General features: G+C 60.0%; 11 protein-coding genes. 7 read left to right on the top strand and 4 right to left on the bottom strand.

Annotated elements, in window-relative coordinates; all coding sequences use genetic code 11:
* The first annotated feature begins 3 nt into the window (after positions 1-3).
* From nuoJ to nuoN, 5 genes are read left to right on the top strand one after another with little or no spacing between them, the layout of a single operon-like run.
* Positions 4-504, top strand: a complete 501-nt coding sequence (gene nuoJ / locus DLD99_RS18045) for an NADH-quinone oxidoreductase subunit J (RefSeq protein WP_085690004.1) — start codon at positions 4-6, stop codon at positions 502-504.
* 3 nt (positions 505-507) lie between these two features.
* Positions 508-816, top strand: coding sequence for an NADH-quinone oxidoreductase subunit NuoK (nuoK, locus tag DLD99_RS18050; RefSeq protein ID WP_003180046.1), 309 nt, complete (start codon positions 508-510; stop codon positions 814-816).
* Positions 813-2,666 (top strand): NADH-quinone oxidoreductase subunit L, encoded by a 1,854-nt coding sequence (gene nuoL, locus DLD99_RS18055; protein WP_085712395.1) that lies wholly within the window; start codon positions 813-815, stop codon positions 2,664-2,666. The genes nuoK and nuoL overlap by 4 nt, the downstream gene beginning before the upstream one ends.
* Before the next feature lie 39 nt (positions 2,667-2,705).
* Entirely contained in the window at positions 2,706-4,238 is a 1,533-nt protein-coding gene (gene nuoM / locus DLD99_RS18060; protein ID WP_007951464.1) for an NADH-quinone oxidoreductase subunit M, read from the top strand.
* A 7-nt stretch (positions 4,239-4,245) separates the two neighbouring features.
* Positions 4,246-5,709 (top strand): NADH-quinone oxidoreductase subunit NuoN, encoded by a 1,464-nt coding sequence (gene nuoN, locus DLD99_RS18065; protein WP_085712396.1) that lies wholly within the window; start codon positions 4,246-4,248, stop codon positions 5,707-5,709.
* A 65-nt stretch (positions 5,710-5,774) separates the two neighbouring features.
* Here the strand turns inward: nuoN and DLD99_RS18070 are convergent, their stop codons facing one another.
* The gene (locus DLD99_RS18070; protein WP_114884024.1) at positions 5,775-6,239 is read right to left on the bottom strand and encodes a GNAT family N-acetyltransferase; all 465 of its coding nucleotides are present in this window, start codon (positions 6,237-6,239) and stop codon (positions 5,775-5,777) included.
* A 359-nt stretch (positions 6,240-6,598) separates the two neighbouring features.
* On the opposite strand from DLD99_RS18070, the gene DLD99_RS18075 reads away from it, so the two are divergent.
* Both DLD99_RS18075 and DLD99_RS18080 read left to right on the top strand, forming a co-directional pair.
* Positions 6,599-7,924 carry an OprD family porin gene (locus tag DLD99_RS18075; RefSeq protein ID WP_114884026.1) on the top strand — a complete coding sequence of 442 codons (1,326 nt, stop codon included), beginning with the start codon at positions 6,599-6,601 and terminating at the stop codon, positions 7,922-7,924.
* 95 nt (positions 7,925-8,019) lie between these two features.
* The gene (locus DLD99_RS18080) at positions 8,020-9,318 is read left to right on the top strand and encodes an acyltransferase family protein (protein WP_244220748.1); all 1,299 of its coding nucleotides are present in this window, start codon (positions 8,020-8,022) and stop codon (positions 9,316-9,318) included.
* Between the two features lie 55 nt (positions 9,319-9,373).
* Here DLD99_RS18080 and DLD99_RS18085 read toward each other — a convergent pair whose 3' ends face one another.
* The 3 genes from DLD99_RS18085 to DLD99_RS18095 all read right to left on the bottom strand — a co-directional run bounded on the left by DLD99_RS18085 (position 9,374) and on the right by DLD99_RS18095 (position 13,261).
* On the bottom strand, positions 9,374-9,706 hold the full coding sequence (locus DLD99_RS18085; RefSeq protein WP_085712400.1) for a DUF2790 domain-containing protein: 333 nt from the start codon (positions 9,704-9,706) through the stop codon (positions 9,374-9,376).
* 66 nt (positions 9,707-9,772) lie between these two features.
* Positions 9,773-9,973, bottom strand: a complete 201-nt coding sequence (locus DLD99_RS18090; protein ID WP_085712401.1) for a co-regulatory protein PtrA N-terminal domain-containing protein — start codon at positions 9,971-9,973, stop codon at positions 9,773-9,775.
* Positions 9,974-10,108: 135 nt separating this feature from the next.
* The gene (locus tag DLD99_RS18095; RefSeq protein ID WP_114884030.1) at positions 10,109-13,261 is read right to left on the bottom strand and encodes a CusA/CzcA family heavy metal efflux RND transporter; all 3,153 of its coding nucleotides are present in this window, start codon (positions 13,259-13,261) and stop codon (positions 10,109-10,111) included.
* Positions 13,262-13,274: the final 13 nt, after the last annotated feature.

Here is a 13,274-nt window from a genome sequence, read left to right on the forward strand (position 1 = left end):
ACGATGGAATTCGCTTTCTATTTCGCATCGGGTATCGCTGTTGTGTCCACACTGCGTGTGGTCACCAACACCAATCCTGTGCACGCCCTGCTCTACCTGATCATTTCTCTGATCTCCGTGGCCATGACCTTCTTCGCTCTCGGCGCACCGTTCGCCGGCGTGCTGGAAGTGATTGCCTACGCCGGCGCCATCATGGTGCTGTTCGTGTTCGTGGTGATGATGCTGAACCTGGGGCCTGCCTCGGTTCAGCAGGAACGCACCTGGCTCAAGCCCGGCATCTGGGCAGGACCGGTGATTCTCGCCGCCCTGCTGCTGGCCGAACTGCTGTATGTGCTGTTCGCTCACCAGAGCGGTCAGGCCATCGGTCAAACCACCGTGGACGCGAAAGCCGTGGGCATCAGCCTGTTCGGTCCGTACCTGCTGGTGGTCGAACTCGCCTCGATGCTGCTGCTCGCTGCAGCCGTCACGGCGTTCCATTTGGGCCGTAACGAGGCGAAGGAGTAAGACATGCCTGCTATCCCTCTCGAACATGGACTGGCCGTTGCCGGCATCCTGTTCTGCCTTGGTCTGGTCGGCCTGATGGTCCGCCGCAACATTTTGTTCGTGTTGATGAGTCTGGAAGTGATGATGAACGCCTCTGCACTGGCCTTCATCGTCGCGGGCGCCCGCTGGGCGCAACCGGATGGACAGATCATGTTCATCCTGGTGATCAGCCTGGCAGCCGCCGAGGCCAGTATTGGCCTGGCGATCCTGCTGCAACTGTATCGCCGCTTCCATACGCTCGATATCGACGCTGCCAGTGAGATGCGCGGATGAACCTACTCTTTCTGACTTTCGTATTCCCTCTGATCGGGTTCCTGTTGCTGTCGTTCTCGCGCGGCCGCCTCTCGGAAAACCTGTCGGCGCTGATCGGTGTCGGCTCCATCGGCCTGTCTGCCATCGTCGCGGCCTACGTGATCTGGCAGTTCAACGTCGCTCCACCGGAAGGTGGCGTGTACGTCCACGTACTGTGGAAGTGGATCTCGGTGGAAGGCTTCCAGCCTAACTTCGCCCTGTACCTGGACGGCCTGTCCGTGACCATGCTCGGTGTGGTGGTCGGCGTGGGTTTCCTGATCCACCTGTTCGCCTCCTGGTACATGCGCGGTGAAGCCGGTTACTCGCGCTTCTTCGCCTACACCAACCTGTTTATCGCCAGCATGCTGTTCCTGGTGCTGGGCGATAACCTGCTGTTCATCTACTTCGGCTGGGAAGGTGTGGGCCTGTGCTCGTACCTGTTGATCGGTTTCTACTACAGCAACCGCAACAACGGTAACGCCGCACTGAAAGCCTTCATCGTCACCCGTATCGGCGACGTGTTCATGGCAATCGGCCTGTTCATCCTGTTCCAGCAGTTGGGCACGCTGAACGTCCAGGAACTGCTGGTGAAGGCGCCTGAGCACTTCAAGGTCGGCGATTTCTGGATCGTCCTGGCAACCCTGATGCTGCTGGGTGGTGCGGTCGGTAAATCGGCTCAACTGCCGCTGCAGACCTGGCTTGCGGACGCGATGGCCGGTCCTACCCCGGTTTCGGCACTGATCCACGCTGCAACGATGGTTACTGCCGGTGTCTACCTGATCGCCCGTACCCACGGTCTGTTCGCCCTGGCGCCGGACATCCTGCATCTGGTCGGCATCGTCGGTGGTGTAACCCTGGTACTGGCAGGTTTTGCCGCACTGGTTCAAACCGACATCAAACGCATCCTCGCCTACTCGACCATGAGCCAGATCGGCTACATGTTCCTGGCGCTGGGCGTTGGTGCCTGGGAAGGCGCGATCTTCCACCTGATGACCCACGCCTTCTTCAAGGCACTGCTGTTCCTTGCGTCCGGTGCGGTGATCGTTGCCTGCCACCACGAGCAGAACATCTTCAAGATGGGCGGTCTGTGGAAGAAACTGCCGCTGGCCTACGCCAGCTTCATCGTCGGTGGTGCCGCCCTGGCCGCCCTGCCGCTGGTGACCGCAGGTTTCTACTCCAAGGACGAAATCCTCTGGGAAGCGTTCGCCAGCGGCCACAACGGTCTGTTGTACGCCGGTCTGGTCGGTGCGTTCATGACCTCGCTGTACACCTTCCGCCTGATCTTCATCGCGTTCCACGGTGAAGCCAAGACCGAAGCTCACGCCGGTCACGGCATCGCTCACTGGCTGCCGCTGTCGGTGCTGATCGTGCTGTCGACTTTCGTCGGCGCCATGATCGTTCCACCGCTGCACGGCGTACTGCCGGAAAGCGTTGGCCATGCCGGTGGCGAAGCCAAGCACAGCCTGGAAATCGCCTCGGGCGCCATCGCTCTGGCCGGTATCCTGCTGGCGGCCCTGCTGTTCCTCGGCAAGCGTCGCTTCGTGACCGCGATCGCCAACAGCGGCATCGGCCGTCTCCTTTCGGCCTGGTGGTTCGCTGCCTGGGGCTTCGACTGGATCTACGACAAACTGTTCGTGAAGCCGTACCTTGCGATCAGCCACATGCTGCGCAAAGACCCGCTCGACCAGACCATCGGTCTGATCCCGCGCATGGCCAAGGGGGGTCACACCGCCCTGAGCCGTACCGAAACCGGTCAACTGCGTTGGTACGCTGCTTCGATGGCTGCTGGTGCCGTACTGGTAATCGGCGCTGTCGTGCTGGTAGCGGTCTGATATGAACCTTGCGAATTTGCGAAAGGAAACGAGCCCGTCATGATTCTGCCTTGGCTAATCCTGATCCCCTTCATCGGCGGCCTGCTGTGCTGGATGGGTGAGCGCTTCGGCGCTACCCTCCCCCGCTGGATTGCGCTGTTGACCATGACCCTGGAACTCGCCCTCGGCCTCTGGCTGTGGGCCCATGGTGACTATTCATTTGCTCCGGCGCCTGGCGCCGATCCGACCTGGGCGCTTGAGTTCAAGCACGTCTGGATCCAGCGCTTCGGCATCAACGTGCACCTGGCCCTCGACGGCCTGTCGCTGCTGATGATCCTGCTGACCGGTCTGCTGGGTATCCTGTCGGTACTCTGCTCGTGGAAAGAGATTCAACGTCACGTTGGCTTCTTCCACCTGAACCTGATGTGGATCCTGGGCGGCGTTGTCGGCGTGTTCCTCGCCCTCGACCTGTTCATGTTCTTCTTCTTCTGGGAAATGATGTTGGTGCCGATGTACTTCCTCATCGCGCTCTGGGGTCACAGTTCTTCGGACGGCAAGAAAACCCGTATCTACGCAGCGACCAAGTTCTTCATCTTCACTCAGGCTTCCGGCCTGATCATGCTGGTGGCGATCCTGGGTCTGGTCCTGGTCAACTACAACAGCACCGGCGTGATCACCTTCAACTATGCCGATCTGTTGAAGACCAAGATGTCGATGACCACCGAGTACATCCTGATGCTCGGCTTCTTCATCGCCTTCGCGGTCAAGCTGCCAGTGGTTCCGTTCCACTCCTGGCTGCCTGACGCTCACGCCCAGGCACCGACCGCAGGTTCTGTCGACCTCGCCGGTATCTTGCTGAAAACCGCGGCCTACGGTCTGCTGCGTTTCGCCCTGCCGCTGTTCCCGAACGCCTCGGCCGAATTCGCGCCGATCGCCATGACCCTCGGTCTGATCGGGATCTTCTACGGTGCGTTCCTGGCGTTCGCGCAAACCGACATCAAGCGTCTGATCGCCTTCTCGTCCGTTTCCCACATGGGCTTCGTACTGATCGGCATCTACTCCGGCAGCCAACTGGCGCTGCAAGGCGCCGTGATCCAGATGCTGGCCCACGGTCTGTCGGCCGCGGCACTGTTTATCCTGAGCGGTCAGTTGTACGAGCGCCTGCACACTCGTGACATGCGTGAGATGGGCGGTCTGTGGTCGCGTATCGCGTACCTGCCGGCGATCAGCCTGTTCTTCGCAGCTGCCTCTTTGGGTCTGCCAGGCACCGGTAACTTCGTCGGCGAGTTCCTGATCCTGATCGGCACTTTCGCCAGTGCTCCTTGGATCACCGCGATTGCCACCTCCGGTCTGGTGTTCGGTTCGGTCTACTCGCTGATCATGATCCACCGCGCTTACTTCGGTCCGTCGAAATCGGATTCGATCCTGCACGGCATGGACGGTCGCGAACTGATCATGGTGCTGGGCCTTGCGGTACTGCTGATTTACCTCGGCGTCTACCCGCAACCGTTCCTCGACACTTCTGCCGCCACGATGCATGGCGTGCAGCAGTGGCTCGGCACCGCCTTCACTCAACTCGCTTCGGCCCGGTAAGAGCGCTATGGAATTCACGATTCAACACTTTATTGCGCTAGCGCCACTGTTGATCACCAGCCTCACCATTATCGTGGTGATGCTGGCAATCGCCTGGCGCCGCAACCACTCGCAGACCTTCCTGATTTCGGTGGCGGGTCTGAACCTGGCCTTGCTGTCGATCCTGCCGGCCCTGAAAGTCGCGCCTCTGGCCGTGACGCCATTGCTGCAGATCGACACCTTTGCCTGCCTGTACATGGCGCTGATCCTGGTCGCCACCCTCGCCTGTGTCACCCTCGCCCACGCCTACCTCGGCGACGGCGGTTCGGGTTACCCGGGCAACCGTGAAGAACTGTACCTGCTGATCCTGATGGCCGCCGCCGGTGGTCTGGTTCTGGTCAGCGCGCAGCACCTGGCCGGTTTGTTCATCGGTCTGGAACTGCTGTCGGTACCGGTCTACGGTCTGGTGGCCTACGCCTTCTTCAACAAGCGTTCGCTGGAAGCCGGCATTAAGTACATGGTGCTGTCGGCCGCCGGTTCCGCGTTCCTGCTGTTCGGTATGGCGCTGCTGTACGCAGACTCGGGCTCGCTGAGCTTCGTCGGTATCGGTCAGGCACTGGCCACCACCAACCTGCCAAGCTCGCTGGCGCAACTGGGCCTGGGCATGATGCTGATCGGTCTGGCGTTCAAGCTGTCGCTGGTACCGTTCCACCTGTGGACGCCGGACGTGTACGAAGGTGCTCCGGCACCGGTGGCCGCGTTCCTCGCCACCGCTTCGAAAGTGGCTGTGTTCGCGGTAATGGTTCGTCTGTTCCAGATCTCCCCTGCCGCCAGCAGTGGTGTTCTGAGCAACGTGCTGACCATCATCGCCATCGCCTCGATCCTGTTCGGTAACCTGCTGGCCCTGACCCAGAGCAACCTCAAGCGTCTGCTCGGTTACTCCTCCATCGCGCACTTCGGCTATCTGCTGATCGCACTGGTGGCGAGCAAGGGTCTGGCGGTCGAAGCCATCGGCGTGTACCTGGTCACCTACGTGATCACCAGCCTCGGCGCCTTCGGCGTGATCACCCTGATGTCCTCGCCGTACAACGGCCGCGACGCGGATGCGCTGTACGAGTACCGCGGCCTGTTCTGGCGCCGTCCGTACCTGACCGCCGTACTGACCGTGATGATGCTGTCCCTGGCCGGTATCCCGCTGACCGCTGGCTTCATCGGCAAGTTCTACATCATCGCCACCGGTGTCGAGTCGCACCAATGGTGGCTGGTAGGTTCGCTGGTACTGGGCAGCGCCATCGGCGTGTTCTACTACCTGCGCGTGATGGTCACCCTGTACCTGATCGAACCGAACCTGCGCCGCCACGACGCCCAGCTGCACTGGGAACAGAAGGCAGGCGGCGTGATGCTGCTGGCCATCGCCGTGGTCGCGTTCTTCCTCGGTGTGTACCCGCAACCATTGCTGACCCTGGTTCAGCAGGCGGGCCTGGCGGGCTGATTGCACTGCTGGAATGGCTACAAACAGAAACGGCACCTTCGGGTGCCGTTTTTGCGTTTATGCCATCACAGTTTCTTCACCATCGGCACGCAGGTCAGTTGCAGACCTGAAGGTGATTGATAAACCGCACTTCCCTCCCCGACGTAACCGCAGCGTCGATAAAAATCAGCGGCATTCAAAGTCGCATCCAGACAAACCTCTGCCAGTCCCAGACTCCGTGCCAGCGCTTCAAGAAAGCTCAGCACTCGTTTGCCCAGACCGCGCCGCATGAAATCCGGGTGAATGAAAATTGCGCCAATTTCGCGACGCTCCAGATCGAGCATGCCGGTTGCTACAGGCTCACCCTCAACGTAACCCAGATAGAAATGCTTTTGCATGAGCATGTCGTAACCGTCCTGCGCCGAGCCTTTTGTCCAGTCGAGCATCTGCTGCTCGCTGTAGGCACCGATGCATTGGTGACGGATCGCCAGTCGCCGGATCTCGAACGCTATCCCGGCATCGTCCGGGGTGGCTCTTTTCATTTCGAACATTTCTCTCTCCATGAGCCATGTGCGGACAGGCAATGAAAAAGCCCCGTCCATTTCTGGCGGGGCTTTGGGTAACACGTCATTGACCAGACATGCATGACCTTATGGCCCGCCGGAAGCGGTCATAGCGGAGCACATCATGGTCATTCGGTGTTGGGCAGTCATGGCTGGATAGTGCTGCGGATTGTTCCGACGAGTCAATCGCAACACCACCTAACGAAATTGTAATTCCCCGATCACCTTGGCGTTATCCGCAGCCTGCAACGATGTCACCCGGCGACTCTCCCGGCGGGCCCTTGCCCGTCGAACAATAAAACCCACGCCGAAGCACGTTCCCGTTCTGCCGAACTCAGGAGTGATTGATGGTTAACAACACAAAAATATCGATGGCCGCTTTAGCAGTGGTCGTCGGCGCCGGGCCGTCCACGGTGTTTGCAGAAGACAAACCCGAAGGGTTTATCGAAGGCAGCAGCCTGACGGTGCTCAACCGCAACTTCTATTTCAATCGTGATCACCGCAACGGCCAGTCCAGCCCCACGGGCAACGGCTATTCCGAGGCCTGGGCCCATGCGGTCATCAGCAAGTTCGAATCCGGTTTCACCCAGGGCACCGTCGGGGTCGGGGTGGATGCTTTCGCGATGATCGGTCTGAAACTCGATACCGGTGATGGTCGCAACGGGGGCCGCAGTTCGTTCGATGTGTTGTCGGTCGACAGCGACGGTAAAGCGCGGGACGAATACACCAAGGTCGGTGGTGCGGCCAAAGTGCGGGCCTTCGATACGGTGGTGAAAATCGGCGATGTGTTCCCGGCCAACCCGGTGGTTGCGGCGGGTGACTCGCGATTGCTGCCGGAAAGCTTTCGAGGTGTGACGGCGACCAACACCAGCATCGAGGGCCTGTCGATCCAGGGTGGCCGGTTGCATGCGATGAGCCAGCCGGTGTCCAGCGACATGCGCGAGAACTTCGCGACCTTCTATGCCGGCCCGGTCAACTCGCCCTGGATTGCCTATGGCGGCGGCGACTACGCGCTGAACAAAAACCTCAGTTTCAGCCTGTACACCAGTCGCCTGAAAGATGCCTGGAACCAGTATTACGCCGGCACCGCCTGGACGTATCCGCTGTCGGATGACCTGTCGCTGTTCGGTGGCCTGAACTATTACAAGGCGGTCGATGAAGGCAAACAGTTGCTCGGTCAGTTCGACAACAACATCTGGAGCGGTCGGGTCGGTGTGAAGCTCGGCGCCCACTCGGTGGCCCTCTCCCACCAGCGCAACAACGGCAACGACGATTTCGATTACCTGCGCCAGTCCGACTCGATCTTCCTCGACAACTCGATCCAGTACAGCGACTTCAACTCGCCGAAAGAGCGTTCGTGGATGGTGCGGTACGACCTCGACATGAGCACTTACGGCGTGCCGGGCCTGTCATTCATGACCCGTTATGCCCGCGGCACCGACGCCGATTATTCCAACGCCAACGCCGTGTACATGCGCCGCGATGCCGAAGGCAATCCGCTGACCGACCAGAAGCGCTGGGAGCGTGATATCGAAGTCAAATACGTGGTGCAGAGCGGTTCGATGAAAGACCTTTCGCTGAGACTTCGTCAGGCCACCACCCGTGCCACGGCATTCGAGTCGGATCTGGATGAAGTACGGGTGATTGTCGAATACCCGCTGGCGATTCTCTGAGTTTCACGAGCAACACACATTCACCTTTAGAAGCTCCTTGCTCCTTTGGTAAGAGGTGAATCCTTTGGCGTCCTTCGGGGCGCCTTTTTTTTGCCTTGATAAAAGATCGTTTTCTTGACCGCGCAGCGAGCGAACTGCCATCTTCGCCTGCGTTGAAAAACAAGAATAACGAGGGATTGATGAGTAACCGTAAAAACCTGGAAATCGAATACTTGAGGGGGGCCGCGGTTGCCATGACCTTCCTGTGTCACGTCACCATGATGCTGCCGTTCCATACCGATACCCTGCTGAGAATCTTCTCGATCTTCATGCCCTGGACCGGGGTCGATCTGTTTTTCTGCATTTCCGGCTTCGTCGTCAGCAAGGCCTATCTCGATTATTTCGACAACCATCGCGCGCAAGGTCAGTCTGGTCTGGCAACGGTGTGTTTCTGGTTGCGCCGTGCCTACCGCCTGTTGCCCACAGCCTGGCTCTGGATACTCGTTCCGCTGTTGTTTTCCATCGTTTACAACCAGTCGAATGCCTTTGGCTCGTGGTATGACAATCTGCGCAGCTTCACCGCCGTCGCGACCTTCAGCGGTAATCTGGGGATGCATTTCAACTCGCTGCTGGGGCCCAGCCCGCAATACTGGAGCCTGGCGCTTGAAGAGCAGTTCTACTTCGTATTCCCGTTGTTTCTGCTGTTTGTCATGTCCCCCCGCTGGCGAATCATTGCCCTGTTCGCGCTCATTGCCCTGCAGTTCGGTATCGATCGCAACCCCTATCCCGAACCCGGAAGCATACTCACGCACTTTCGTCTGGATGCAATGCTCTGGGGAATTCTCCTGTGCCTGTTTACCCGAACCCGCCTCTATCGACAGATAGAACCTGTCGGGCTGGGTCAGGGAACGCTCAAACCGCTGCTGTGCACACTGTTCCTGCTCTACATGCTGGGTTCCGTCGCGATTCAGCTGATTGCCATGCCGATTGCAGTCGGTATCGTTGCGATGGTTGCGGTGCTGATTGTCTGGCTGGCGAGTTACCAGAAAGGCTACATCTACTGCCCGGTTTTCATGCACGGTCTCATGCAGTGGCTCGGCTCACGGTCCTATGGACTTTACGTGATCCATGTTTTCACCAATCACTTGAGTACCGAAATCTGGACCCGTGTAGCCGCCAGTCAGGGCGTTCCCCTCGACGGGCGTTTTACCGTTGAGCTGTTGCTGACGTCGGTGGGTTTGCTGGTGGTGCTGAGCGAGCTCAATTACCGCCTGGTCGAAACGCCGCTGCGCCAGCGTGGAGCCGAAATTGCCCGCCGCAAACTCAGCCATGAAGCGCTCCCCGAAGCAGCCGGCACGAACACACAACCATTGCCGGTCAAACAGCCCGGAAACGGCGAAGCGCGGCAGACCTGAAAGTCTCCCGCGCACAGCCGTGATGACAGGCTGCACACCATGGCGGTGCGCAGCATCAGCCACCACTGTTTCGGCAAACACCTGCCACGCTGTATTTGAGCGTATTGAGCTGCCCGTTCGAATCTTCATAGGTCATCGCCGTGGGAACGACGTTGCAGGCCGGCTGCGGTTTCACCACGCTGACTATTTTCACCACGTCCAGCTTCATCCCGTATTCGTAGTCCTTCACCACCGGAGCTGCTTTGCCTCGTTCGGCCGCGTATTGCTCCATGGCCTTTGCGTTAGCGCTGAACGCGCGCTCGAAGGTTCGATCACCGCCCCCCTCTGCCAGCACATTCAAGGACATCGTCATGACGCCGGCGAAGGCCATCCACTTGATCAACTTCATGTTTTCTCCTCCATAAAAAAGCCCGACGCCGGCGTACGACAGCGGGCCTGTCTCAGTGCTACGGGCTCAAAGGTCCTGTGTGCTGTCGCCTTTCTTGTCATTGACGACAACGGGATCCCGGGCCTTTTCCTTGGCAACGAACAGCTCCATGGAGCGGTCGTTGCTGGTCATCATCCGGTCGAAAGTGCGGTCGCCGCCACCTTCGGCCATCGCCAGGGAAGACACCGCCAACGCCAACAAAAACGCACCGATCTGTACAGGTTTCATGTTTGATTCCTCATTTAAGTAACTGACGGGATCAAGGTAACAATCCGAACCTTTCGTGACGGTGGCGCCGAAATTACATATCCGTTATGTAGAAAGGCCCGCAGTTGCGGGCCTTTTTGTTAAAGCAAAAAATGACTAGGCTGCCGTGGGTGACTCCTCGTCCCGGCGGTGCGCGATCTGATACAGCGCCGGCAGGATCAGCAGCGTGAGAATGGTCGAGGACAGGATCCCGCCGATCACCACCGTGGCCAGCGGCCGTTGCACCTCAGCCCCGGTACCGGTCGCCAGGGCCATCGGAATGAAGCCCAGGGACGCCACCAGCGCGGTCATCAACACCGGTCGCAACCGTGTCAGCGCGCCGACATTGATCGCCTCGGACAGCGAACGCCCTTCCTCCCGCAGATTGCGGATGAACGCAATCATCACCAGGCCATTGAGCACCGCCACACCGGACAATGCGATAAACCCGACACCCGCGGAAATCGACAGCGGAATGTCCCGCAGCCACAACGCCATGACCCCGCCGGTCAACGCAAACGGAATCCCGGTGAACACCAGCAAGCCGTCCTTGAGGTTGTTGAACATCATGAACAGCAACCCGAACACCAGCAGCAACGCCACCGGCACCACGATCTGCAAACGCTTGGCCGCCGATTGCAGTTGCTCGAACTGCCCGCCCCAGGTGGTCCAGTAACCCGCCGGCACCTGCACGTCGCGCTCGATCACTTCGCCCGCCTCGGCGACGAACGAGCCGATATCCCGCCCGCGTACGTTGGCGCTGACGATTACCAGGCGCTTGCCGTTCTCGCGGCTGACCTGATTCGGCCCCAGCACCAGATCGAGGCTGGCGACATCCTTCAGTGCAATGAAACCGATCTGACTGGCTGCATCACCGCCAGCCGCCGGCACTGGAATCAGCAGCGCCGACAACCCTTCGACGTCCTTGCGCATGGCGTCGGACAAACGCACGACCATGTCGAATCGGCGGTCGCCTTCATACATCGTCCCGGCCTTCTGCCCGCCAACAGCCACCGCGATCGTGTCCTGCACATCGCCGACGTTGAGCCCGTAACGCGCCGCTTTATCGCGGTCTATGTTGATGGTCAGCACCGGCAGCCCGGTGGTTTGCTCGACCTTGACCTCGGACGCGCCGTTGACCTTCTGCATCGCGGCAGCAATCTTCGTCGCCGTGGCGTTGAGCACGTCCATGTCATCGCCGAACACCTTCACCGCCACGTCGCTGCGCACGCCAGAGATCAGCTCGTTGAAGCGCAACTGGATTGGCTGCGACAGTTCATAGTTGCTGCCCGGCAGCGTCGCGGCGGCCTGTTGTAGTTCGGCCATCAGGGTTTCCCGGGACTTGCCCGGATCCGGCCATTGGTCCTTCGGTTTGAGCATCACGTAGCTGTCGGAGATGTTTGGCGGCATCGGGTCGGAGGCGATTTCCGCCGTGCCGGTGCGGGCGAACACGCGCTCGACTTCCGGCACCTTATTAAGGATCAGCGTTTCCAGCCGCTGCTGCATGTCCACCGACTGCGTCAGGCTGGTGCCCGGCACGCGTAGCGCCTGCAATGCAAAATCGCCTTCGCTGAGACTCGGCACAAACTCGCTGCCCATGCGGCTGGTGACCACGCCACTGAGCACGATCACGCCCAACGCCGCACCGACCGCCATCGCCCGATGGGACATGACCCAAGCCAGCGCCGGTGCATACACACGACGTGCGCCGCGCATCACTACGCCCTCTTCTTCCTTGACCTTGCCGGTGACGAACAGCGCAATCGCGGCAGGCACAAAGGTGACGGACAAGAGCATGGCGCCAAGCAACGCAATGACCACGGTGAACGCCATCGGGTGGAACATTTTCCCTTCGACGCCGCTCAGGGCAAAGATCGGCAGGTACACGACCATGATGATCAACTGGCCGAAAATCAGCGGGCGCCGCGCCTCTTTCGCCGCGGCAAACACTTCATGGAAACGTTCGGACCGCGTCAGCAACCGTCCATGGTGCTGCTGCGCATGGGCCAACCGTCGCAGGGTGTTTTCGACGATCACCACTGCGCCGTCGACGATGATGCCGAAGTCCAGCGCACCAAGACTCATCAGGTTGGCGCTGACCTTGTTGCTGAACATCCCGGTGAAGGTGAACAGCATCGACAGCGGAATCACCATCGCGGTAATCAGCGCGGCGCGGATGTTGCCGAGGAACAGGAAGAGGATCGCAATGACCAGAATCGCGCCTTCGACGAGGTTCTTCTTTACCGTGGCGATGGCTTTGTCCACCAGATGCGTGCGGTCGTACACCGGCACCGCGATCACGCCGTCGGGCAAGGATTTGTTGATCTGTTCGAGCTTGGCGGCGACGGCCTGGGAGACCGTGCGGCTGTTCTCGCCGATCAGCATGAACACCGTCCCCAGAACCACTTCGCGGCCATTTTCTGTGGCGGCGCCGGAGCGCAGTTCACGGCCAATATCTACGGTGGCAACGTTCTTGATCCGGATCGGCGTGCCGTCGACGTTGGCCATGACGATGTTGGCAATGTCCTCGGTGCTCGCCACCTGACCAGGTGCGCGAATCAGCAATTGCTCGCCGCTGCGCTCGATGTACCCGGCGCCGACGTTGGCATTGTTGCGCTCCAGCGCCGTCACCAGATCGGTGAGGGTCAGTTTGTAGGCCGCGAGTTTTTTCGGATCGGGGGCAATCTGGTACTCCTTGGCGAAACCGCCGATGGTGTTGATCTCGGCTACGCCGGGGACGTTGCGCAGTTGCGGCTTGATGATCCAGTCCTGGATTACCCGCAGATCGGTCGGCGTGTAGGGCGTGCCGTCATCTTTCAGCGCGCCCTCCCTGGTCTCGACCGTCCATAAAAAGATCTCGCCGAGCCCGGTGGAGATCGGCCCCATCACCGCTTCCACGCCTTCGGGCAATTGCTCCTTGGCGGACTGCAACCGCTCGTTGACCAATTGCCGGGCAAAGAACAGGTCGGTGCCGTCCTTGAAGATCACCGTGACTTGCGAAAGCCCCGAGCGCGACAGCGAGCGGGTCTGCTCCAGCGCCGGCAGGCCGGCCATCGCGGTTTCAATCGGAAAAGTGATGCGCTGTTCGGTTTCCAGCGGCGAAAAACCGGCCGCGCCGGTGTTGATCTGCACCTGGACGTTGGTGATATCGGGCACGGCGTCGATCGGCAGTTTCTGGTAACTGGCGATGCCGAGGCCGGCCATGAGCAGAACGGCGAGCAGCACGATGATGCGCTGCTCGATGGCAAACTGGATCAGGCGTTCGAACATGGGAGTCTTCCGC

The organism is Pseudomonas kribbensis (genome assembly GCF_003352185.1).
In the GTDB taxonomy this organism is placed as follows: Bacteria; Pseudomonadota; Gammaproteobacteria; order Pseudomonadales; family Pseudomonadaceae; genus Aquipseudomonas; species Aquipseudomonas kribbensis.

Bases quoted from the DNA above. Each gene is read 5' to 3' on its own strand.
- nuoJ (WP_085690004.1), top strand. From the start codon at position 4: ATGGAATTCGCTTTCTATTTCGCATCGGGTATCGCTGTTGTGTCCACA.
- nuoK (WP_003180046.1), top strand. From the start codon at position 508: ATGCCTGCTATCCCTCTCGAACATGGACTGGCCGTTGCCGGCATCCTG.
- nuoL (WP_085712395.1), top strand. From the start codon at position 813: ATGAACCTACTCTTTCTGACTTTCGTATTCCCTCTGATCGGGTTCCTG.
- nuoM (WP_007951464.1), top strand. From the start codon at position 2,706: ATGATTCTGCCTTGGCTAATCCTGATCCCCTTCATCGGCGGCCTGCTG.
- nuoN (WP_085712396.1), top strand. From the start codon at position 4,246: ATGGAATTCACGATTCAACACTTTATTGCGCTAGCGCCACTGTTGATC.
- DLD99_RS18070 (WP_114884024.1), bottom strand. From the start codon at position 6,239: ATGTTCGAAATGAAAAGAGCCACCCCGGACGATGCCGGGATAGCGTTC.
- DLD99_RS18075 (WP_114884026.1), top strand. From the start codon at position 6,599: ATGGTTAACAACACAAAAATATCGATGGCCGCTTTAGCAGTGGTCGTC.
- DLD99_RS18085 (WP_085712400.1), bottom strand. From the start codon at position 9,706: ATGAAGTTGATCAAGTGGATGGCCTTCGCCGGCGTCATGACGATGTCC.
- DLD99_RS18090 (WP_085712401.1), bottom strand. From the start codon at position 9,973: ATGAAACCTGTACAGATCGGTGCGTTTTTGTTGGCGTTGGCGGTGTCT.
- DLD99_RS18095 (WP_114884030.1), bottom strand. From the start codon at position 13,261: ATGTTCGAACGCCTGATCCAGTTTGCCATCGAGCAGCGCATCATCGTG.